This is a genomic window from Mesorhizobium sp. M0276 (assembly GCF_040321755.1).
Taxonomy (GTDB): domain Bacteria; phylum Pseudomonadota; class Alphaproteobacteria; order Rhizobiales; family Rhizobiaceae; genus Mesorhizobium.
The window spans coordinates 67,669-87,583 of record NZ_JAMYSC010000019.1 but is presented as its reverse complement, the minus strand read 5'-3'; the positions used below and the strand labels follow the sequence as shown (position 1 = coordinate 87,583).

At 62.5% G+C, this 19,915-nt stretch carries 23 protein-coding genes; 11 read left to right on the top strand and 12 right to left on the bottom strand.

What is annotated here, in order from left to right:
- Positions 1-18: 18 nt before the first annotated feature.
- Positions 19-936 carry a DMT family transporter gene (locus NKJ01_RS16890; RefSeq protein ID WP_352729540.1) on the top strand — a complete coding sequence of 306 codons (918 nt, stop codon included), beginning with the start codon at positions 19-21 and terminating at the stop codon, positions 934-936.
- Positions 937-1,375: 439 nt separating this feature from the next.
- Here NKJ01_RS16890 and metF read toward each other — a convergent pair whose 3' ends face one another.
- Positions 1,376-2,293, bottom strand: a complete 918-nt coding sequence (gene metF, locus NKJ01_RS16885) for a methylenetetrahydrofolate reductase [NAD(P)H] (RefSeq protein ID WP_352729538.1) — start codon at positions 2,291-2,293, stop codon at positions 1,376-1,378.
- The gene (locus NKJ01_RS16880; RefSeq protein WP_352729536.1) at positions 2,293-3,300 is read right to left on the bottom strand and encodes an ArsR/SmtB family transcription factor; all 1,008 of its coding nucleotides are present in this window, start codon (positions 3,298-3,300) and stop codon (positions 2,293-2,295) included. Before NKJ01_RS16880 ends, metF begins: the two co-directional genes overlap by 1 nt.
- Positions 3,301-3,476: 176 nt before the next feature.
- On the opposite strand from NKJ01_RS16880, the gene tsaA reads away from it, so the two are divergent.
- The 4 genes from tsaA to NKJ01_RS16860 all read left to right on the top strand — a co-directional run bounded on the left by tsaA (position 3,477) and on the right by NKJ01_RS16860 (position 6,425).
- On the top strand, positions 3,477-4,016 hold the full coding sequence (gene tsaA / locus NKJ01_RS16875) for a tRNA (N6-threonylcarbamoyladenosine(37)-N6)-methyltransferase TrmO (RefSeq protein WP_352729534.1): 540 nt from the start codon (positions 3,477-3,479) through the stop codon (positions 4,014-4,016).
- Entirely contained in the window at positions 4,013-4,327 is a 315-nt protein-coding gene (locus tag NKJ01_RS16870; RefSeq protein WP_352729532.1) for a DUF2293 domain-containing protein, read from the top strand. Before tsaA ends, NKJ01_RS16870 begins: the two co-directional genes overlap by 4 nt.
- A gap of 175 nt (positions 4,328-4,502) precedes the next feature.
- On the top strand, positions 4,503-5,456 hold the full coding sequence (locus tag NKJ01_RS16865; protein WP_352729530.1) for a D-amino acid aminotransferase: 954 nt from the start codon (positions 4,503-4,505) through the stop codon (positions 5,454-5,456).
- Positions 5,457-5,585: 129 nt separating this feature from the next.
- Complete coding sequence (locus tag NKJ01_RS16860) at positions 5,586-6,425, top strand: SDR family oxidoreductase (RefSeq protein WP_352729528.1); 840 nt, start codon at positions 5,586-5,588, stop codon at positions 6,423-6,425.
- Between the two features lie 47 nt (positions 6,426-6,472).
- Here the strand turns inward: NKJ01_RS16860 and NKJ01_RS16855 are convergent, their stop codons facing one another.
- Positions 6,473-7,090 (bottom strand): MOSC domain-containing protein, encoded by a 618-nt coding sequence (locus NKJ01_RS16855; protein ID WP_352729526.1) that lies wholly within the window; start codon positions 7,088-7,090, stop codon positions 6,473-6,475.
- Positions 7,091-7,094: 4 nt separating this feature from the next.
- Complete coding sequence (locus NKJ01_RS16850; RefSeq protein ID WP_352729524.1) at positions 7,095-7,664, bottom strand: TetR/AcrR family transcriptional regulator; 570 nt, start codon at positions 7,662-7,664, stop codon at positions 7,095-7,097.
- Positions 7,665-7,859: 195 nt separating this feature from the next.
- Between NKJ01_RS16850 and NKJ01_RS16845 the strand changes: the two genes are divergently transcribed.
- The 3 genes from NKJ01_RS16845 to NKJ01_RS16835 all read left to right on the top strand — a co-directional run bounded on the left by NKJ01_RS16845 (position 7,860) and on the right by NKJ01_RS16835 (position 9,390).
- Entirely contained in the window at positions 7,860-8,282 is a 423-nt protein-coding gene (locus NKJ01_RS16845) for a tautomerase family protein (protein WP_023756978.1), read from the top strand.
- Between the two features lie 19 nt (positions 8,283-8,301).
- The gene (locus NKJ01_RS16840; RefSeq protein WP_023756977.1) at positions 8,302-8,700 is read left to right on the top strand and encodes a VOC family protein; all 399 of its coding nucleotides are present in this window, start codon (positions 8,302-8,304) and stop codon (positions 8,698-8,700) included.
- Between the two features lie 114 nt (positions 8,701-8,814).
- Positions 8,815-9,390 carry a methyltransferase family protein gene (locus NKJ01_RS16835; protein ID WP_352729522.1) on the top strand — a complete coding sequence of 192 codons (576 nt, stop codon included), beginning with the start codon at positions 8,815-8,817 and terminating at the stop codon, positions 9,388-9,390.
- A 4-nt stretch (positions 9,391-9,394) separates the two neighbouring features.
- Here NKJ01_RS16835 and NKJ01_RS16830 read toward each other — a convergent pair whose 3' ends face one another.
- The 7 genes from NKJ01_RS16830 to NKJ01_RS16800 form a co-directional block, all read right to left on the bottom strand.
- Positions 9,395-10,516: a beta-ketoacyl-ACP synthase III gene (locus NKJ01_RS16830; RefSeq protein WP_023756975.1), complete on the bottom strand. Its 1,122-nt coding sequence runs from the start codon at positions 10,514-10,516 to the stop codon at positions 9,395-9,397.
- A 124-nt stretch (positions 10,517-10,640) separates the two neighbouring features.
- Positions 10,641-10,976, bottom strand: coding sequence for a hypothetical protein (locus NKJ01_RS16825; RefSeq protein WP_352729520.1), 336 nt, complete (start codon positions 10,974-10,976; stop codon positions 10,641-10,643).
- Between the two features lie 104 nt (positions 10,977-11,080).
- Positions 11,081-11,872: a trans-aconitate 2-methyltransferase gene (tam, locus tag NKJ01_RS16820; RefSeq protein ID WP_352729518.1), complete on the bottom strand. Its 792-nt coding sequence runs from the start codon at positions 11,870-11,872 to the stop codon at positions 11,081-11,083.
- A complete protein-coding gene (locus NKJ01_RS16815) occupies positions 11,869-12,135 on the bottom strand; it encodes a type II toxin-antitoxin system RelE family toxin (RefSeq protein WP_023756972.1) in 267 nt (88 codons plus the stop codon). Before NKJ01_RS16815 ends, tam begins: the two co-directional genes overlap by 4 nt.
- Complete coding sequence (locus tag NKJ01_RS16810; protein ID WP_352604237.1) at positions 12,132-12,380, bottom strand: DUF6290 family protein; 249 nt, start codon at positions 12,378-12,380, stop codon at positions 12,132-12,134. The genes NKJ01_RS16815 and NKJ01_RS16810 overlap by 4 nt, the downstream gene beginning before the upstream one ends.
- Positions 12,381-12,439: 59 nt before the next feature.
- Positions 12,440-14,089: an energy-dependent translational throttle protein EttA gene (gene ettA / locus NKJ01_RS16805; protein WP_023756970.1), complete on the bottom strand. Its 1,650-nt coding sequence runs from the start codon at positions 14,087-14,089 to the stop codon at positions 12,440-12,442.
- Between the two features lie 177 nt (positions 14,090-14,266).
- The gene (locus NKJ01_RS16800) at positions 14,267-15,271 is read right to left on the bottom strand and encodes a ribonuclease T2 family protein (protein WP_352729515.1); all 1,005 of its coding nucleotides are present in this window, start codon (positions 15,269-15,271) and stop codon (positions 14,267-14,269) included.
- A gap of 188 nt (positions 15,272-15,459) precedes the next feature.
- Here NKJ01_RS16800 and NKJ01_RS16795 point away from each other — a divergent pair, with 188 nt between their 5' ends.
- The 3 genes from NKJ01_RS16795 (at position 15,460) to NKJ01_RS16785 (ending at position 19,314) form a co-directional block, all read left to right on the top strand.
- On the top strand, positions 15,460-16,392 hold the full coding sequence (locus NKJ01_RS16795) for an alpha/beta fold hydrolase (protein WP_352729513.1): 933 nt from the start codon (positions 15,460-15,462) through the stop codon (positions 16,390-16,392).
- A 100-nt stretch (positions 16,393-16,492) separates the two neighbouring features.
- On the top strand, positions 16,493-17,668 hold the full coding sequence (locus NKJ01_RS16790; protein ID WP_352729511.1) for a CaiB/BaiF CoA transferase family protein: 1,176 nt from the start codon (positions 16,493-16,495) through the stop codon (positions 17,666-17,668).
- On the top strand, positions 17,665-19,314 hold the full coding sequence (locus NKJ01_RS16785; RefSeq protein WP_352729509.1) for a thiamine pyrophosphate-binding protein: 1,650 nt from the start codon (positions 17,665-17,667) through the stop codon (positions 19,312-19,314). Before NKJ01_RS16790 ends, NKJ01_RS16785 begins: the two co-directional genes overlap by 4 nt.
- Before the next feature lie 44 nt (positions 19,315-19,358).
- Here NKJ01_RS16785 and NKJ01_RS16780 read toward each other — a convergent pair whose 3' ends face one another.
- Positions 19,359-19,799, bottom strand: a complete 441-nt coding sequence (locus NKJ01_RS16780; RefSeq protein ID WP_352729507.1) for a CHRD domain-containing protein — start codon at positions 19,797-19,799, stop codon at positions 19,359-19,361.
- Positions 19,800-19,915: the final 116 nt, after the last annotated feature.

The window sequence follows — 19,915 nt, the reverse complement described above, 5'->3', positions numbered from 1 at the left end:
TGGGGGGAGAACGATCACATGGCGATAGCCGGGGCGACTGCATCACGCGGGCCGATGGTGCTCAAGGATTGGGGCCAGCTCCTGCTGCTCGGTGCAATCTGGGGCGGCTCGTTCTTCTTTGCCCGCATCGCGGTGGCGGAACTCCATCCACTGGTGCTGGTGCTGTTTCGTGTCGCCATCGCGGCGGTCGCGCTGCATACCTATCTCGGCCTGCGTGGCCCCTCCTTCCGACTCGCGCTTCCGCATGCCGGCCTGTTCTTCCTGCTGGCACTCACCAACAACGTCGTCCCCTTCTCGCTGATCTTCGCCGGCCAGACGGAGCTTGGCGCCGGCGTTGCCTCGGTGCTCAACGCGACGACGCCGTTCTGGACTTTGATCCTCGCCAATGCGCTGACATCAGACGAAAAGCTTTCCTGGAACAAGCTCGCCGGCATTGCGCTCGGCATCGCCGGCACGGCTGTGATGATCGGCCCCGGGCTGCTTGCCGGGCTCGGCGGCCCGGTCTGGGCCAAATTCGCGCTGATCGGCGCTTCGCTGTCCTACGGCATTGCCCTGATGGTCGCCCGCCGCTTCAAGGGCGTGCCCTCGCCGGCCATCGCCACCGGGCAATTGACCGCCTCGACCATCATCATGATTCCGATCGTTCTCTTCACCTATGGTCCAGCAGGCCTGTTCTCGGCCTCACCGCCGGTCTGGGCCGCGGTGCTGGCGCTGGCGCTCTTGTCCACCGCCTTCGCCTACATCCTCTATTTCAACCTTGTTGCCTCCGCCGGCGCCACCAACGCGTCGCTGGTCACGCTCATCGTGCCGGCCAGCGCCATGCTGCTCGGCTTCCTGTTCCTCGGCGAGCGGCTCGAATTGTTCGAAGTCGTCGGCGTGGTGCTGATCGCCCTTGGCCTCGTCACCATCGACGGACGACTGTTCGCAAGACGTTAGCCGTGCGTCCAACTGGACGCGCCGTAGCGTGAAAGCCGATTCGACTTTCGCGGGGGTGGCGCTGCCATGACACGACAGAGACACATCACCGCCATAATTTATTCACAGGTCTGAGGCCGGTTTTTGCCTAGGAGTTTCAACGCCTAACGGCAAAAGACGGGTCGCGAATTTCACAATCACGTCGCAATGCAGCATATTTTCCGCTTGCCTGTGGCACAAATGAAACTAGACTCCTGGACATAGCTCTTTAAGAGGAGGCTATGTCATGGGACTTACGAGGCCTATCAACGCATTGATGATCTGTGCTGCGTTCGCCTTTATCGGAGCCCTCATTATGGGTTTCCTTCCCTGACCGCCAAAGCGGGGAAGACCAGCACCCAAATAGTCCAACCAATTCAAAAGGCCGGGTTTTTCCCGGCCTTTTGTTGTTGAGCCTGGCTCATGCAGCGGCTGATCCGGCGGCCGCCGCCTCATGCGAGCGGATGCCGATCATATGGCAGATGGCAAAGACCAGATCGGCCCGGTTCATCGTATAGAAGTGGAAATCGCCGACGCCGCGCTCGACCAGATCCATGACCTGTTCGGCCGCCACCGCCGATGCCACCAGCGCATGCGTCTGCGGGTCCCGGTCGAGGCCCTCGAACCGTTCCGCCAGCCAGCCGGGCACATGCGCGCCCGCCCTCGCGGAAAAGTTCGCGACCTGCTTGAAACTGTGAACCGGCTGGATGCCCGGCACAATGGGGATGTAGATGCCGGCGCGGCGGACGCGCTCGACATAGCGCTCGTAGAGATCATTATCGAAGAAGAACTGGGTGATCGCCCGCGTCGCGCCATTGTCGACCTTGCGTTTCAGCATCTCGATGTCGGTGGCGAAATCGGGGCTTTGCGGATGCTTCTCCGGGTAAGCCGCGACGGAGATGTCGAAATCTGCGATCGACTTCAGCCCGGCGACCAGCTCCGCGCCATTCTCGTAGCCACCGGGATGCGGGCGATAGGGTTCGCCGACGCCGGAGGCCGGGTCGCCGCGCAGCGCCACGAACCGGTTGATGCCGATCGACTTGTAGTCCTGGATGACCGCGTCGACCTCGTCGCGCGTTGCACCGACGCAGGTCAGATGCGCCGCGGCAGGAATATCGGTTTCGGTCAGGATGCGCTTTACGGTGCGGGCGGTGCGCTCACGTGTCGAACCGCCGGCGCCGTAGGTCACCGAAACGAATTTCGGCTTCAGCGGCTCCAGCCTTGTGACTGTGTCCCAAAGCCTGGCCTCCATATCGTCGGTCTTCGGCGGAAAGAATTCGAAGGAAACCCTGACCTTGTCGCCGATGTCGGGGCGGCGGGAAAAGCGGAACTGGTTCATCAGGCGGTTTCCCTTATCTGCTTGCTGTCGTTGGAAGGATCGGCGATCAGCAGCCGCCGGTCGCGGCCAAGCCAGAGTTTCACGGTGAGCCTGGCCTCGTTACCGCCGCGCGGCTCGAACTCCTGGGCATCTTCGAGATCGAGCCCGGCTTCCGCAAACCAATCGATGATCTGCCGGTCGGAAAAGCCGAGCCGCACATGCGCATGCTCGTCGCGCAGGAATTCCAGCGTGTGCGGCGCGAAGTCGACGATGACCAGGCGCCCGGCCGGGCGCAAAAGCCGCGCCGCCTCATGGATGGCGCGGGCGGGATCGTCGAGATAATGCAGCACCTGGTGCATGGTGACGAGATCGAAGGCGTCGCGCTCAACCGGCGGCGCGAAGATATCACCCTGCCGCACCTGCGCGTTTGAAACGCCGGCCTTGTCGAGATTGGCCCGTGCCACGGTCAGCATTTCGCGCGACATGTCGATGCCGACGCCGCGCCGGTAGAGTGGCGAGAAGATTTCGAGCAGCCGCCCGGTGCCGGTGCCGAGATCGAGCATCGACTGGAACGGCCGCTTGCCGACCAGCTTCAGCATGGCGGCTTCGACGGCGCGATCCGGCACGTGCAGCGAACGGATATGGTCCCAGCTCGCCGCGTTCACGGAAAAATACTGGACCGCCCGGTCCTGCCGCTTGCGCTTCACCGAGGCCAGCCGTTCGAGGTCGCGTTCAACCTGCGGATCGGCACCCCGAATGCCGGAAACCAGCCCCATGACGAAGTCACGTGCGGAATCCGTGTCCGACAGGCGGAAGAAGGCCCATGACCCTTCTTGATAGCGGCCGATCAGCCCGGCCTCCAGCAAGAGCTTCAGGTGCCGCGAAACGCGCGGCTGCGACTGGCCGAGAATTTCGGTAAGATCGGAAACCGTGAGGTCGCCGCGCGACAACAGTGCCAGTATGCGCAAGCGGCTGGATTCGGCCGCCGCCTTCAACGTATCCACCATGGTGTCGAGCGAGACATGCATCAGCGTATTCTCTTTTAAAAGATATAAACATATGTTTATGTCGATTTTCAAAACCTTGCAAGCGCTATGTCGCTGCCGGACAAGAAAATGCCGCATGCGTGATTCTCGATGCGTGTCGCCTAAAAGTATGTCGCGGTCTTGATGTAACGACATGCACCAACAAAAAGACGAGCGAAATGACCGGATCGCGTGAAATGTTCGAGGAACGCGAAGGCGAGCGTAGGCTGAACAACGATCCGGCATCTATGCCTCCGGATGGCGGTATCGTCTTCATCGGCCGCATCGCCTCGCCATGGATAACGCGGGAGACCTGTCCGAAGAACATGCATGCCGCGCGCGAGACCGGACAGCCCGCGGTGCTGACCATCGACGCGCCCTATCGCGAGGGCCTGCAAGGGCTGGAGCGGGCCAGCCACGTCATCATCCTGTCCTGGCTGCATTATGCGCCGCGCGACCTGATCGTGCAGAAACCGCGTCACGCGGCTGAAGCGAAAGGCGTATTTTCGCTGCGCTCCCCTGCCCGCCCAAACCCCATCGGGCTGCATGTGGCCAGGCTGGTTGGGCTCGACCAAGACACCGGCCGCATCGATCTCGACGCCATCGACGTGCTCGACGGCACGCCGGTCATCGACCTGAAACCCTATTTCGCCTCGACCGACGCTTTTGCCGAAGCGATGATCGAAGGGCGCGACGAGCCAGATCGGATCCGGCGATGACGGCGCCGACCGGCCGACGCCGCGCCATCGCCAAGGCGCTGACGGCACTGCTGCCGCTGGCGCCCTATGCCGATATGGAGAAGATCCGCACCGACGCCGGTGCGGTCCACATGAAGACCTTGCCGCCGGGCATCGCCGTGTGGCTGGCGACGATTGCCCATATCCGCCACGTGCACACCGACTACGAGAAACTGCTGGCCGAAGGTTACGATCGCGACTCGGCGCGTTTCTTCGTCATCGAGCAGACCAACATCGTGCTCACCCGCTGGCGCGCGACACGTCTGCTCGATGCCGATGACGAGGAGTATTGAACGCAGTCATTTCCGCGCGAGCACGGCGACCGCAGAACCGGAATGGTAGGGCAATTCCAATCCAATGTATCGTTCAGACCATCATGGAGGCCGAACAGCGCCGAGCGGGTGGCTCTATGCCTTCTGCCCAGCACCGCTAGCCTGCTGACCTCGCCTTGCGCGACAGGAGGTCCCAATGAGGCAGACGATGAACGAGATGCAACTGCCCATCGTCGGCGACCGCCATCTCGACCCACATTCTTACCCCGAGGGCGTCGCTTTCCTTGACGGCCAATACCTGCCGATGTCGCAAGCCAAGATCTCGGTGCTGGACTGGGGCTTTCTGCATTCCGACGCCACTTATGACACCGCGCATGTCTGGAAAGGTCGTTTCTTCCGGCTCGACCTGCATCTGGACCGCTTCTTCGGCGGGCTGGACAAGCTGCGCATGACGATCCCTTTCGACCGCGAAGGCGTCACAGAAATCCTGCACAATTGCGTGGCGCTGTCCGGCCATCGCGCCGCCTATGTCGAAATGCTGTGCACGCGCGGCGCCTCGCCGACCTTCAGCCGCGACCCGCGCCAGGCGATCAATCGGTTTATGGCGTTCGCCGTGCCATTCGGTTCGGTTGCCAATGCCGAGCAGTTGCAGCGCGGCCTGCGCGTCGCCATCAGCGACAAGGTGCGCATTCCGCCGGCTTCGCTCGACCCGACGATCAAGAACTACCATTGGCTCGATCTGGTGCGCGGCCTCTACGATGCCTATGACCGCGGCGCCGAGACGGCGCTGATTCTCGACTTCAACGGCAATGTCGCCGAAGGCCCGGGCTTCAACGTCTTCTGCGTCAAGGATGGCAAACTGTCGACGCCTTCCATTGGCGTGCTGCCCGGCATCACAAGGCGCACCGTCTTCGATCTTTGCATCGAACAAGGTCTTGCGGCCGCCGCCACCAATGTCAGCGTTGCCGCATTACGTGACGCCGACGAGGTTTTCATCACCTCCACCGCCGGCGGCATCATGCCGGTGACGGAGGTCGACGGCGTCCGGATCGCTGACGGCACGGTCGGCGCGGTCACCAGCCGGCTGATGGGACTTTACTGGGAGAAGCACGACGACCCGGCATGGTCGAGCCCTGTGAATTATCCCTGATCGACCGGCGTCCTGTAAAAAGATTCGCCTCGGCCTCTGGAAAATCAGGCGATAGACCGTATATGCCTCAAAGCGGAGTAGCCTCCGTTTCCACCGAAATCACGCCCGCAGGGGCAAGGACTCCACACTATGACAAACAAGGTTTGGTTCATCACCGGATCGTCGAAGGGCTTTGGCCGCGTCTGGGCCGAGGCAGCACTAGCGCGTGGCGACCGCGTTGCCGCGACCGCCCGCGATGCCGGCACGCTCGCCGATCTCGTCGAGAAGTACGGCGAAAACATTGCCGCGATGAAGCTCGACGTCACCAACAAGAAAGCCGTCGATGCCGCTGTCGCCGAGGCGCACAGGCGCTTTGGCCGGCTCGACGTCGTCATCAACAATGCAGGCTATGGCCATTTCGGCGCCATCGAAGAAGTCAGCGAGCAGGAAGCCCGAGACCAGATCGAAACCAATGTCTTCGGCGCGCTCTGGGTCACCCAGGCAGCGCTGCCGATCATGCGGGCGCAGCGGTCCGGCCACATCATCCAGATCTCGTCGATCGGCGGCGTCAACGCCTTTGCCTTGCTCGGCCTCTACCACGCCTCGAAATGGGCGCTGGAAGCCTTCAGCCAGTCGCTGAGCATCGAGGTCGCGGAATTCGGTATCCATGTCACGCTGGTCGAACCCGGCGGTTTCTCCACCGATTGGGCCGGCCCGTCGGCAAAGGTCTCCCAACCGATCGAGGCCTATGCGCCCGCCCGCGCCAAGATGGCAGAGCGCCGCGCCAATTCGGTCGCGGGCGATCCCGAGGCCACCGGGCCGGCCATGCTGGCCATTGTCGACGCCGCCGAGCCGCCGCTCAGGGTATTCTTCGGCGACGGCGGCCTGCCAATGATCAAACAGGAATACGCAAACCGCATCGCCACCTGGGAAAAGTGGGACCACGTTTCCATCATGGCGCAAGGCGAGAAGAAGAACCGCAAGGGCTGAAGCCCAGCGCTTTTGCTACGCCGCTCCATGGGCGGCGTAGCCTGCTCTCAGGCTTGATAGATCCACTGTTCCGGCACACGCACCGAGATTTCTTCGCCGGCCTTGACCGTTCCCGGCTTCTCGACCCAGGCGACGACGCCACGCAGCCGCTTTGCCGCTTTCGGGAACAACAGCGCACCGGCCTCGATATCGGCCATCCCTGCATGTTCGGCGATCGAACGGCCGGCGATTCGGCAAGGGCCGTTCTGCGCGTCGACCTTGATGGTCACGCCGCCCTTGAAGAACAGCAGCGTGCCGGGCGGCAGCATTGAGAGGTTTGGCACTCCTTCGATCACCAGGTTGGCGCCGATCCACTCCGGCTTGATCTCGGCCAGGCTCATCCGTTCCGCGACGATGGCGAGTTCATCCAATGCCACGATCGATATCTGCCGTTCGTTGCGCATTTCGGTGCCGCGCGGATACCAGGGCTCGCGCCCGCCCGAACGCCGCGTCGACCCGGCATGGAAATCGCCCGCTATACCGCCGAAACCCAGCCGCAATTCGTCCGCCGGGCGCGTCTGGAAATGATCCGATGGTGCCGCGTAAAGTGCTGCCGCCTTGGCGACAAGCTTTCGCGCGGGGACGATTTCAACCGGCTTTTCAGCTTGGGGGAAGAGATCCAGCATGGCTTCATTCCTTGGATGATGCCGCTTGGTTTTGCCCTTCGGCTGGCAAGGCCGCAAGAGCGGTTTGGGCCAAACCGCGCAACTCTTCGACCGAAGCGCCGTCCCGAGCCTGGATCGACATGCCAGTCATCACGCCGGCAAGGTATTTGGCGAAGCCCTCGACCGAGAGGTTTTCCGGGAGGTCGCCCACTGCCCTGCCCTTGGCCAGCCGGGCTGCAATCGCCGCTTCACTTGCCTTGCGATAGATCTTGAGTTCATCGGCGATGGCTTGCGCCTGCGGCGAGGCTGCCAACGCGCCGCTGACGAACAGACAGCCAGCAGGCTTGCCGGGCCTGGAATACGCCTCCGCCGCGCCGACCAGCAACCGCCGGATCGCTTCCCGCGTCGATACCGGCGCGCTCAGCGCTTCCAGCGCAAACCCAATCTCGGTTTCGTGGTAGCGCGTCAGTGCCTTGCGGAACAAGGTCTCCTTGTCGGTGAACGCGTTGTAGATCTGCGGCGGCGTCAGGCCCATCGCCTCGCGCAGCATGGCCAGCGACGTCGCCTCATAGCCATGCTCCCAGAATAGATGCATCGCCGCATCCAGCGCCCGGTCGGGGTCGAATGCGCGCGGCCGTCCGCCACGGGGCTTTTCCAAATCTTCCATATCGATCGATACGAAACCTGTTGACTCGCCTTCTTCTTGTAACGTAACAATTGATACGAAACATCGCAAGCCGGACGAATATCCGCCGGAAGCTATGCAAACCAGCGAACAGGAGAGAGCCAAATGCCAATCACCGTGACCGCGCCGGAAGGCGTACTGACCCCTGCGGGAGAACGCGAGATCCTGCCGCGTCTCAGCACCGCCCTCATCGAAGCCTCGGGCGCCACCGGCAATCCGTTCTTCACCGCGATCGTCGGCGGCACGGTCCATGTCCTGCCGCTTCATCGCATCTACGCCGGCGGCGTCAATTGCCCGGTCGTGATGGTCGAGCTGAAGCTGCCCAACATCGGCCTCGGTTCGATCGAAGCTCGAAATAGCTTCATCACCGCAGCCGCCGGGATCGTCGCCGAGCTTTGCGAGCCAAACCACCGGCCCGAAGACACCTGGATCAACATCGTCAACGCACCCGACGGCGGCTGGGGGATCGGTGACAGGCAATATACGGGCGAGGCGCTTATCACTGCCGCCACCGCCGCCGCGCACTGATCCGGCAAAAAGCAAACCCATGCGGCTCTCCCCTTCCCTGTTCTTCACCACCAATTGCGAACCTGCACTGACCTTCTACGAGCAGTGCGGCCTTGGCCGGGGGACGATCCTGCTGCGCTGGGGCGACAACGATATGCCGGTGCGAACCGAAGCCATGCGTGGAAAGGTGCTGCACGCGCGGTTCGAAGGCCCAGGCGTCCTGTTCCACGCTTCGGACAATGACGATGCGGAGCCAATGAAAGGCTCCGCCTTGATGCTGGAATTCGACGACCTGACCGCGATGCGCGGGCTTTTCAACCGCATGGGTGAGGCTGGCCGGATCACCGTCCCTCTGGCGAGGCAAGTTTGGGGAACCAGGTTCGGCATGCTGGTCGACGCCTTCGGCGTGCAGTGGATGTTTAACTGTCCCAATGAATGAGGTCCGCTGCGGGTCACGATCTTCTTACCTGAATCGAACCACTCTCACACAGCGCCGCATTGCCGCCGCGCTGTGCCGGCTACATGATGCCTCCGAACCATCGCGGAGGGTCTCATGCGTCCCGGGACGGCAATCACGCTTCTTTGGCTGATCTGGGTGGTGTCGTGGGCCGCTGCCGCCTTCTGGGCCGACAAAGCCTCGAAGCGTGCCGGCTTCCGGGCCGAGGCGCCTTACCGCGCGGCTCTGATGACCGGCACCATCCTGCTCTTCATTCCGGCGCATAACTATGTCGGCCGGCTTCGCCTGTGGTCTCCCAACCTTGCCGAAGCCTGGATTTGCGTCGCACTGATTGCCGTAGGCTTCGCCCTCTGCTGGTGGGCGCGCCTGCATCTCGGTCGCTTGTGGTCGGGCACCGTCACCGCCAAGGCCGGGCACCGTGTCGTCGACACTGGCCCGTACGGCCTCGTCCGCCATCCGATCTACACAGGACTGCTTTTGGCAATCCTTGCCACCATGGCGGCGAAAGGCACTGTCTGGGGTGTTGCCGGCGCCCTCCTGCTGACCATCGGCATCGTCATGAAGGCAAAGCTCGAGGAATGCTTCCTGCGCAGCGAGCTGGGCAGCGCCTATGACGACTACATCAGGCGGGTACCGATGCTGGTGCCGTTCGCACCGGTCTGGCACGAATAGCTCTCTACAGCATCCTGAGAAGCGCGCCGCCTATCGAATAGCCCGCGCCAAAGGCACAGATCAGGCCGAAATCGCCGGGTTTCATGTCGGCGTGGTTCTCCGAAAGTGCAACGATGGCGCCGGCGCCCGCCGTGTTGCCAAGCCGTTCAAGCACCATCGGCGCGCGATCGTGATCGACCTCGTGGCCGAATGACAGTTTCAGGATCATGGCATTCATCCGCGCATTGGCCTGATGCAGCCAGAAGCGCCTCACCGCCTGTGGCGTCAGGCCGTGCTCGGCGAGGAATTCCACGATGAACTTCTGCCCGGCAACGGTGACTTCCTTGAACACCCTGTTACCGACCTGCTTGATCAGATTGCCTTCCAGGTTGATCATGTAGGGGTCGTCCTGGGCGGTTCGGGTGTGGTAGCCGAGATTGGTGCGGATGTTGTTCGACATCTGCGTCCAGATGCGTGTGTCCAGCACCTCGAAACGCCCAGGCCGTTTGTCGCCCTGAGCAAGTCCCTCCACCACCATCGACACCGAGGCATCGCCGAAGATGAAATGCGTCTGCCGGTCGCGGAAATTGAGATGGCCGGTGATGATTTCCGGCGTCGTCACCAGAATGCGCTTGTGCGCGCCCGAGCGCACCAAATTCACTGCCATGTGAAGGGCCGCCGCGGCGGACGAACAGCCAAGCCCCATGTCGAATCCGGCGCCCTTGGTGCCCAGCGCCTCCTGCATTTCGACGGCGATCGCCGGATAGGGCCGCTGGTGGTGCGAGGCCGAGCAGATCACAAGGTCGATATCGGACGGGTCTAGGCCAGCATGGTCGAGAGCCTTCTTGGCCGAGGCGATACCGAACTCGGCTTCAAGCGACAACGCATCGTCGGGCCGTGCCGGAATGCGCGGCGCCATGCGGGTCGGATCGAGAATGCCCTCGCGCTCGATGACGTGACGGGTGCGCACGCCCGAAGCGTGGACGATGAAGTCACTGTCGGATTTCGGCAGCGGCGGCTCGCCGGTGCCCAGGCGGCGCGCATTCTCCATGTCGACCCAGGCATTGAAGCTGGCGACCAGTTCTTCATTGGTGATTGTGGCTTCAGGGATTTCAACGCCGATGCCGCTGATGATGACGCGATGCATATATCCAGTCCGTCCGGCGTTCCAGGCTTCATGTGGACGCCGGAATGCGCCGGCGCAACAGTTTTCTCACCGCGGCGGTTTACACCGACTTAAACCAAAGGTTTAGGCCGACTTAAGCCAATCCTCACCAAGCGCACATCTTGGTGTTGGTCTGCGGGTTGTTCCAGCAGGCACCATCGTCGCGGCTGCGCACGAACTGCCCCGGCAGCGGCACATTGCGGTGGCCGAGATTGACATAACCATAGGCAAAGCCCGGCTCGTCGATCTCCAGGACATAGGTCGGATAGCCCGGCGCCGAGATGCGGAAACTGCCGGCGCCGTCAATCGAGCGATAGCTGCAGGCGAAATAACCGTCATCGCTGGTGAAGCAGCGCGCCCGCTTGGCCTCCGCCGAGATCGAGAACGCCAGAAGTGCCGCCGCGCACACGCCACCGCCGAAAAGCATCTTTTTCAGTGTCATTATCCACCCCTGCCACGCGGGCATTGTCATCCCATCGGAATGAATTGCGCATGGCGGCGAAACGGGGTCAAGCGGCGACAACAGGCGTCGTGCAAGATGGATAATCAGGCCCGTTTGGCGACGATGAAGATGCGCGGAAAGCGCAAAAGCACCTTGCCGCTCGCCGTCTTCGGATAGGCCTTGGCGATCTTGGCCGTGTAGCTGTCTAGGAACAGCGCCCTCTCATTCGCATCGAGCGGGTCGACAAAGGGCTTCAAACCCGTCGACTTCACCCATTCGACGATCGCCTCGGCGTCGGCAAGCGGGTGGTTGTAGATCGTGTGCCAGATGTCCAGCCGATCGCTGAGCGGCGAAAGAAGGTCATAGTAGAACGACACCGGCGGCAGGGGGGCGCGCGCCGCGCCCTTCATCTTGGCGGCAAACGGCATTTCGGCGGCGGTTTCTCGCATCAGGCGGTGCGAGTCCTCGCCCATATTGTCGGGCATCTGGACGGTCAAGGCGCCACCCGGCGCCAGGAAGCCCATCAGCCGCTGGAAGACCGCGGGATGCTCGGGCAGCCATTGGAACACCGCATTGGCGAAGATCACGTCGACCGGCTCCGCCGGCTGCCATTTTGAGGCATCGGCGAGATCAAAAGTGACCTCGGGGAGACGCGCCTTCGCCTTCTCGATCATGTCGGGCGAAGTGTCGAAACCGCTTACCTGCGCATTCGGCCAGCGCGCGACAAGCAGCTCGGTCGAATTGCCCGGCCCGCAGCCGACGTCGACGACCCGGCGCGGAAAATCCACCGGCACCTGCGCCACCAAGTCCCGCGCGGGCCGCGTGCGCTCATCCTCGAATTTCAGGTACTGAGCGGCTGACCAATCGGGCTTTTGTAAAACGCCGCCGTTATTCATCGATAGACCTCGCGACGGTTGCCTATTTCCACGACCAGGACGACAAGACGGCTATCCCAGAACTGGACGATGATGCGATAGTCGCCGACGCGAAATCGCCAAGCTTCTTCTTTGGTCGCGGTCAGACGCTTGGCCAGAACTTTCGGATCGGGATGCGCCGAAACTCTTCCAGAGAGGAATTCCAGGATTCGGCGCTGGTCTTTTGTCGAAAGCCGCTCAATATCTTTTTTGGCTCGCAGCGTGAACTCGACACGCCAACTCATCCAGCGGCGGGCTTCTTGCCGCGCTCCTCGACTTCACGAAGTTCAAGCTTGCGGATCATCTCCTCCAGCGGGACACGAACGCCGTCATCATTCCTGATGCGCTCCTCGGCAATCCTGGCGTCCTGCCAATCCTCGATAGCCTCGAGGATCGCATCAACTGCGACCTGATCGGCCGTGCGACCACTGGCCTTGGCCATGTCGGCTAGGAGCTTCTCGGTTTTTTGCGGCAGTTTGACTGTGATCATGTCCAGCTCCGTCAGGTCAATTTAGGTCAAACGCCGATCACCCGCAACGGCTCTGCCCCTTACCGCGTCAGCCTCTTGTACGTCATGCGGTGCGGGTTGACGGCATCCGGCCCGAGGCGGCGGATCTTGTCCTGCTCGTAATCTTCGAAATTGCCCTCGAACCATTCGACGTGGCTGTCGCCTTCGAAGGCGAGGATGTGCGTCGCCAGGCGGTCGAGGAACATGCGATCGTGCGAGATGATGACCGCGCAGCCGCCGAAGTTTTCCAGTGCGTCTTCCAGCGCGGCCAGCGTTTCCGTATCGAGATCGTTGGTCGGTTCGTCAAGCAGCAGCACGTTGCCGCCGGTCTTCAGCATCTTGGCCAAGTGCACGCGGTTGCGCTGGCCGCCCGAGAGATTGCCGACCTTCTGCTGCTGGTCGCCGCCACGAAAGTTGAACGAGGCGCAATAAGCACGCGTGTTGGCCTCGAACTTGCCCAGTTTGACCACTTCGGCGCCGCCGGAAATCTCTTCCCACACCGTCTTCGACGGATCGAGCGCATCGCGGCTCTGGTCGACATAGCCGAGCTTCACCGTTTCGCCAACGCGGATCGTGCCGGCATCCGGCTTTTCCTGTCCAGTGATCATGCGAAACAGCGTCGTCTTGCCGGCGCCGTTGGGTCCGATGACGCCGACGATGCCGCCGGGCGGCAGCTTGAATTCCAGCCCGTCGATCAAAAGCGTGTCGCCAAAGCCCTTCGACAGGCCTTCCGCCTCGATCACCACATTGCCGAGCCGCTCGCCATGCGGAATGACGATCTGCGTATCGCTCGGACGCCGCTTGTCGGCTGCATCCAAAAGATCCTGGAAAGCCTGGATACGCGCCTTGGATTTGGTCTGGCGCGCCTTCGGGCTCGACTGAATCCATTCGCGCTCGCGGCCGATGGCGCGCTGGCGGGCGTCGTCCTCGCGGCCTTCCTGCTTGAGCCGCTTGGCCTTGGCTTCGAGGTACTTGGTGTAGTTGCCCTCATAGGGAATGCCGCGGCCGCGATCGAGTTCGAGGATCCAGCCGGTGACATTGTCGAGGAAGTAGCGATCGTGGGTGATGATCATCACGGCGCCCGGATAGGCACGCAGATGCTTTTCCAGCCACGCCGTGGTTTCGGCGTCGAGATGGTTGGTCGGTTCGTCGAGCAGCAGAAGGTCGGGCTGGCGCAGCAAGAGCTGGCAAAGCGCTACGCGGCGGCGTTCGCCGCCCGAAAGCTTGGTGACTTCTGAATCCTTGGGCGGGCAGCCCAGCGCTTCCATCGCCATTTCGACCTGCTGTTCGAGGTCCCACAGGTTGAGCCGGTCCATCTCGTCCTGGAGCTTGGCCGACTCGTCGGCTGTCTCGTCGGAATAGTTCATCATCAATTCGTTGTAGCGCTCGATGATGGCGGTCTTGGCGGCGACGCCTTCCATGATGTTTTCGAACACGGTCTTGTTCGGATCGAGGGCCGGCTCCTGTGCCAGATAGCCGACAGTGGCGCCTTCAGCCAGCCAGGCTTCGCCGTTCCACTCCTTGTCGAGCCCGGCCATGATCTTGAGGATCGTCGACTTGCCCGACCCGTTGGGGCCGAGAATGCCGATCTTGGCGTCGGGATAGAAGGACAGATGGATGTTCTCGAGCACCTTCTTGGTGCCGTAGGCCTTGTTGAGCCCGGCCATGTGATAGATGAACTGGCGTGCCACGCGCGCTTTCCCTGATAAACTGACTGATCCAGAAAACCGACTGGATTTGTCGAATTGAGTGGAGGTTGGCCGCTATGTAGGCGATGCGGCGGCGAACGGCAATCGCTTTTGCCATGTCTGGCCGGTCACGTGGAGAAGCGCGCGCTGCCGGGACCCGCCCGGAGCCGCACCCCGCACTTACTGGAACCCGATCGCGTCGACGGTGCCGGTCGGGCAGCCGGCCTTGTTGGTCGGTACCGACGCCAGCAGCAGACCCTTGAGCGAGCTGTCGGGGCCGATCGGGCCAGCGAGGCCGAGTGTCAACTCCCCGATCAGCCGCCGGCCGCTCGACGGATCGATGACGCAGGACACGCGTACACGGTCCCCGGCCCCGGCACCGAAGGCGGCGTCGAAGGCGCCGCGAATCTGGTCCGCCGTCAGCTTGCCGCCGATGTTCTTGGCAAAGAGACCGCGCACCGGCGAGTTGTTCACCTCACGCATCAGCTTGAGCGCGTCGGAGAAGTATTCCTGCTGGCTCTTGCCGTAGCAGGTGCCGTGCTTGATCCACTCATGCCGATCGAGCTGCGAAGCCGTGCCCGGCATCACCCTGTCGAGTTCCGCGCGTGTGACCGCGTCCAGATTGACGGGCGGCAGATCCTTCCAGTGGGCCGGAATGTCGTTGGCCTTGTCGCCAGCTGCCGCCTGGCAATAGAAATTGCCGTTCGGCTGCGGCCACAATCCGTGCAAGGTGAAGTTGGTGGCATCGAATTCGTTCGGGTTTTGCGCCTTGCATTCGGCCTTGTTCGACTTGGTCTCGCAAAAAGCCGGCTGCCAGCTCAGTGCGAAGACGTATTCGGGTTTTCCGGACATTGCCAGGTTGCCTTTACCGGCTGGTGCTGCCGGCACGGTCGCCACGCTGCCGGAGACATGGCCGCAGCTAACCTTCACCCACCGTCGCTCCGGATCGGCGCCCGGTACCTGGATAAGGTAATGCGTCGGCGCCTCCTTGTTGCCGGCAAGCAGCTGGTAGCTCTGCCCGGCATCGGTCGAGACATTGCCGGTGTTCTTGCCGTTCTTGATCGCTTGCGTTGCCGGACAGGCTGCGTCGGCGACGAAGCTGCCGCTCAACTTGACGTCGGCACGCGCCGCACCAGCCAGCGACGCCGCCAATACGGCCAATCCGAAAACGACACCAATGCGCATGAAAAAACCCCGGCTGAAGAAGTGGACGACAGACTGAAGCTGTCTCCATGTCAGAATTGCGATATTTTGCTGGCCAAACGCAAGAAACATCGTCGCGGAAAAGCAGGCACAGCGGATTGACGCAAAACCGGCACCGGCGCAAACAAAGCCGGCGCCGCGATGGTGCCGGAGCCTGGAGACCAAGCGGCATGTCATTCAGCCAGCAGCGCGTGGTTGCCTCGCCGACCGGTGCCAATCTCAATCTTTTCGTCAGACATGCCGAAGGCCGGCCGCGTGCCGTCGTCCAGATCAACCATGGACTGGCCGAGCACGCCGCGCGCTATGCTCGCTTCGCCGATTTCCTCGCCCAGCGCGGCTTCCACGTCTATGTCCACGATCATCGCGGCCATGGTGCGACCAAGGCCCCCGACGCGCCGCTCGGCAGGTTCGCCGGCAAGGACGGCCCGGCCAAGGTGATCGCCGACATCGATGCCATTCACGATGTCATCGCCAGCGAATGCCCGAACCGGTTGGTCATCCTGTTTGGTCATTCGATGGGTGCGTCCATGGCGCTGAACTACCTGCTGCGCCATTCGCCGCGCGTTCATGCCGCCGCGATCTGGAACGGCAATTTTTCTCAAGGCCTACTCGGCCAGCTGGCGCTCGGTATTCTTGCCTGGGAGCGGTTCCGGCTGGGCTCGGACGTTCCGTCGCGGCTGCTGCCGAAACTCACCTTTCAGGCCTGGGGCAAGGCGGTGCCTAACCACCGCACGCTGTTCGACTGGCTGTCACGCGACGAGGCCGAGGTGGCAAAATACATCGCCGATCCGCTGTGCGGCTGGGATGCCTCGGTGTCGATGTGGCGTGATATCGTCGAGATGGCGTTGAACGGCGGCAAGGATGCCGGCTTTGCCGGCATCCGGCGCGACCTCCCCGTCAACATCGTTGGCGGCGGAAAAGATCCCGCCTCGGATTACGGCAAGGGGATCATGCATCTTGCCGGTCGCATGCGTGCGATGGGCTTTTCGAATCTCGTTTCAAAGGTTTACGCCGACACCCGCCACGAAAGCCTGAACGAAGTGAATCGCGACATCATCATGGATGATTTTGCGACCTGGGCCGACGGCGTGCTGAAGGGCTGAAGGGATTGGCCTATCGCAAGAGCCGTGACAGCCATTGCAGGGCTTGATAGAGGCTCTGCATTCGCAGCAATCAAGGTGATTGCAGCAACCACGGTGATTTATGGCCGAACCCCCGCTGAAAGGCGTCCGCGTCGTCGAACTCGCCCGTATCCTTGCCGGGCCATGGGCCGGGCAATTGCTTGCCGATCTCGGCGCCGATGTGATCAAGGTCGAGAGCCCCGATGGTGGCGACGATACCCGCAAATGGGGTCCGCCCTTCGTCATGGGAAAGGATGGCGAGAACCTGTCGGCTGCCTATTACCATTCCTGTAATCGTGGCAAGCGCTCCATCGCCATCGACTTCTCGACGCCGGCGGGCGCCGAGACCGTGCGCCGGCTGGTCGCGACGTCGGATGTGCTGATCGAGAATTTCAAGCTCGGCGGCCTGAAGAAATACGGCCTCGACTATGACAGTCTGCGCGAGATCAACCCCCGCCTCGTCTATTGCTCGATCACCGGCTTCGGCCAGGATGGCCCATACGCGCCACGCGCCGGCTATGACTTCATCATCCAGGCCATGGCCGGCATGATGTCGATCACCGGCGAGGTCGGCCGCGAGCCGCAAAAGGCCGGCGTCGCCATCTCCGACATCTTCACCGGCCTCTATTCGGTCATCGCCATCCAGGCTGCACTACGCCATGCCGAACAGACCGGCGAAGGCCAGCAGATCGACATGGCACTCTTCGACACCCAGATCTCGGCGCTCGGCAACCAGAACCTCAACTATCTCGTTTCCGGCAAGTCGCCGGTGCAGATGGGCAATGCGCATATGAACATCGCCCCTTACGAAGTGGTGCCGGTCAGGGATGGCCACATCATCCTGGCGGTCGGCAATGACGGCCAGTTCGCGAAATTCTGCGCTGCCGTCGGGTTGGACGATTTGCCTGTCGATCCCGACTTTGCGACCAATCCGGCCCGGGTCGCCAACCGGGTCAAGCTGCGCGAACGCATCATCGAGGCGCTGAAGGTTTTTGATCGCGATCCGCTGCTGGCAAGGCTGGAAGCGGCGAGCGTGCCGGCCAGCCCGATCAACACGATCGGCCAGATGTTCGCCGATCCGCAGACCATCGCGCGAGGCATGCGGCTCGATCTCGACGACGGCCACGGCAACCTTCTGCCGTCGGTGCGTGCGCCGATGATCATGTCTGGTACGCCGCTCGTCTATGGACGCCCCTCGCCGCGCCTGGGCGAGCACACGCAAGAAATCCTTGCCGAACTGGAGAAGTCTGGACAATGAAGACCGGCGGACAATTGATCGTCGACGCGCTCGAAGCCAACGGCACAGACCGCATCTATTGCGTACCCGGTGAATCCTATCTGGCGGTGCTCGACGCGCTGCACGATTCAGCGATCCGCACCATCGTCTGCCGCCAGGAAGGCGGTGCTGCGATGATGGCCGATTGTCACGGCCGCCTGACTGGCAAGCCAGGCATCTGCTTCGTCACCCGCGGCCCCGGCGCCACCAACGCCTCAGCCGGCATCCACATCGCCATGCAGGATTCCATACCCGTCATCCTGTTCATCGGCCAGGTCGCCAGCCACGCCAAGGAGCGCGAGGCGTTCCAGGAGGTGGATTACGTCAGGTTCTTCGGTGACATCGCCAAATGGGTGGTCGAGATCGACGACGCGTCGCGCATCCCGGAATTCGTCACCCGCGCCTTCGCGGTGGCGACATCGGGCCGCCCCGGCCCGGTCGTCATCTCGCTGCCGGAAGACATGCTGACCAGCGTCGTCGAAGCGCCCATCGCGCTGGCCCACACACCGGTCGAAACGCGAGCCGGCGAAGCCGAACTCGACGCGTTGGAGAAATTGCTGGCCAACGCCAAGCGGCCGTTCGTCATCCTCGGCGGCACGCGCTGGGATGCCGAGGCGGTTGCACAAATGCGCACGATCGCCGAGGCGTGGTCGCTGCCGGTCGGTTGTTCGTTCCGCCGCCAGATGCTGTTCGACCATCTGCATCCGAACTATGCCGGCGATGTCGGCATAGGCATCAATCCGAAGCTCGCGACAGCGATCAAGCAGGCCGATCTCGTGCTGCTGATCGGCGGCCGCATGGGTGAAATGCCGTCGTCCGACTACACTCTCTTGAAAAGCCCCTATCCGGACCAGGCGTTGGTCCATGTCCATGCCGACGCTGGCGAACTTGGCCGCGTCTACCGGCCGGCACTGGCGATCAACGCCTCGCCATCCGCCTTTGTCGAGGCCTTCGCCAAGCGCAAGCCGGTCTCGGCTCCGAGTTGGGCAGCCGAAACGTCAAAGTTGCATGCCGCCTATCTCGACTGGTCGACGCCGCCGGAGAGCGGCCCCGGCTCGGTCCAGATGGGGCCGATCATGAACTACCTGGAAAAGATGCTGCCCGATGACGCCATACTCACCAATGGCGCCGGCAATTACGCCACCTGGGTGCATCGCTTCCATCGCTCCCGGCGCTTCGCCACACAAGCAGCACCGACCTCAGGCTCGATGGGCTATGGCACGCCTGCTGCGGTCGCCGCCAAAGAGCTGTTTCCGGATCGAACCGTGGTCGCCTTCGCGGGCGACGGCTGCTTCCTGATGAACGGGCAGGAGTTCGCCACCGCCGTGCAGTACGACCTGCCGATCGTCGTCGTCGTCGTCAACAACGGCATCTACGGCACCATCCGCATGCATCAGGAGCGCGAATACCCCGGCCGCGTCATCGCCACTGATTTGAAGAACCCTGACTTCGCGGCCCTCGCCCGCGCCTATGGCGGCCATGGAGAAACGGTGGAGAAGACCGCGGAGTTCGCCCCGGCCTTCGAGCGTGCCCTCGCCAGCGGCAAGCCGGCGATCGTCGAAATCAGGCTCGACCCGGAGGCGATCACGCCGACCCGGACGATGAGCCAGATCCGCGACAAGGCGTGATTCAGAAAGAAGGGGCGGTCGCCCGCCCCTTCTTTCGAAACAACCTACTTCGCCTTTTCGATCTGGCCGCGGATTTCACCGTCCTTGTTGGCTGATGTATGGATGTTGACGTAATATTTGCCTGCCTCCAGGTCAGCCACCTGGGCATCCGTCAGCGTTTCAGATCCCCTGATCGGGCTCTTGAGCTTCTTGAATGGGATGACCGGATCGGCGTTTGCACCCATCGCCGCCGGGCCGTGAATGTGCGCGCCCGTCGCTGGTCCGCTGAGGCCGGAATATTTGACGTTCCAGCTGAGCTTCTTCTTGGCCGTGTCGAACGTGAAAGTGGCCGTGCCCTTGCCCTTCGTGGTGACGGGCGGGTTTTGCTGGCCGCCGTCGAGCGTCGCCTTGAACTTTTCCGTGGCGGCCAGAGCCGGCGATGCGAACAGGAACGCGGTCGAAATGGCCAGCGCCGAAAGCGCCGGGAAGAAGGATAGGTTGCGCATGAAGCACCTCCGATTGGGATGTCGCATCCGTCGCGCCTCCCGGCGCGCGCATGCGGTAATGCAACGGCTGAGCAGCGAAATGTATCCCACCACACGCATTTGTGATGGCTGATGAA

Excerpts from the sequence above, each read along its gene's own strand:
- NKJ01_RS16815 (WP_023756972.1), bottom strand. The coding sequence starts at position 12,135 with ATGAGTTGGCGTGTCGAGTTCACGCTGCGAGCCAAAAAAGATATTGAG.
- NKJ01_RS16830 (WP_023756975.1), bottom strand. The coding sequence starts at position 10,516 with ATGCATCGCGTCATCATCAGCGGCATCGGCGTTGAAATCCCTGAAGCC.
- NKJ01_RS16810 (WP_352604237.1), bottom strand. The coding sequence starts at position 12,380 with ATGATCACAGTCAAACTGCCGCAAAAAACCGAGAAGCTCCTAGCCGAC.
- NKJ01_RS16865 (WP_352729530.1), top strand. The coding sequence starts at position 4,503 with ATGAGGCAGACGATGAACGAGATGCAACTGCCCATCGTCGGCGACCGC.
- NKJ01_RS16780 (WP_352729507.1), bottom strand. The coding sequence starts at position 19,799 with ATGCGCAACCTATCCTTCTTCCCGGCGCTTTCGGCGCTGGCCATTTCG.
- NKJ01_RS16800 (WP_352729515.1), bottom strand. The coding sequence starts at position 15,271 with ATGCGCATTGGTGTCGTTTTCGGATTGGCCGTATTGGCGGCGTCGCTG.
- NKJ01_RS16890 (WP_352729540.1), top strand. The coding sequence starts at position 19 with ATGGCGATAGCCGGGGCGACTGCATCACGCGGGCCGATGGTGCTCAAG.
- tam (WP_352729518.1), bottom strand. The coding sequence starts at position 11,872 with ATGAATAACGGCGGCGTTTTACAAAAGCCCGATTGGTCAGCCGCTCAG.
- NKJ01_RS16850 (WP_352729524.1), bottom strand. The coding sequence starts at position 7,664 with ATGCATCTATTCTGGGAGCATGGCTATGAGGCGACGTCGCTGGCCATG.
- NKJ01_RS16790 (WP_352729511.1), top strand. The coding sequence starts at position 16,493 with ATGGCCGAACCCCCGCTGAAAGGCGTCCGCGTCGTCGAACTCGCCCGT.
- NKJ01_RS16825 (WP_352729520.1), bottom strand. The coding sequence starts at position 10,976 with ATGACACTGAAAAAGATGCTTTTCGGCGGTGGCGTGTGCGCGGCGGCA.
- NKJ01_RS16795 (WP_352729513.1), top strand. The coding sequence starts at position 15,460 with ATGTCATTCAGCCAGCAGCGCGTGGTTGCCTCGCCGACCGGTGCCAAT.
- NKJ01_RS16880 (WP_352729536.1), bottom strand. The coding sequence starts at position 3,300 with ATGCATGTCTCGCTCGACACCATGGTGGATACGTTGAAGGCGGCGGCC.
- NKJ01_RS16845 (WP_023756978.1), top strand. The coding sequence starts at position 7,860 with ATGCCAATCACCGTGACCGCGCCGGAAGGCGTACTGACCCCTGCGGGA.
- metF (WP_352729538.1), bottom strand. The coding sequence starts at position 2,293 with ATGAACCAGTTCCGCTTTTCCCGCCGCCCCGACATCGGCGACAAGGTC.
- NKJ01_RS16840 (WP_023756977.1), top strand. The coding sequence starts at position 8,302 with ATGCGGCTCTCCCCTTCCCTGTTCTTCACCACCAATTGCGAACCTGCA.
- NKJ01_RS16855 (WP_352729526.1), bottom strand. The coding sequence starts at position 7,090 with ATGCTGGATCTCTTCCCCCAAGCTGAAAAGCCGGTTGAAATCGTCCCC.
- tsaA (WP_352729534.1), top strand. The coding sequence starts at position 3,477 with ATGACCGGATCGCGTGAAATGTTCGAGGAACGCGAAGGCGAGCGTAGG.
- NKJ01_RS16785 (WP_352729509.1), top strand. The coding sequence starts at position 17,665 with ATGAAGACCGGCGGACAATTGATCGTCGACGCGCTCGAAGCCAACGGC.
- NKJ01_RS16860 (WP_352729528.1), top strand. The coding sequence starts at position 5,586 with ATGACAAACAAGGTTTGGTTCATCACCGGATCGTCGAAGGGCTTTGGC.
- NKJ01_RS16835 (WP_352729522.1), top strand. The coding sequence starts at position 8,815 with ATGCGTCCCGGGACGGCAATCACGCTTCTTTGGCTGATCTGGGTGGTG.
- NKJ01_RS16870 (WP_352729532.1), top strand. The coding sequence starts at position 4,013 with ATGACGGCGCCGACCGGCCGACGCCGCGCCATCGCCAAGGCGCTGACG.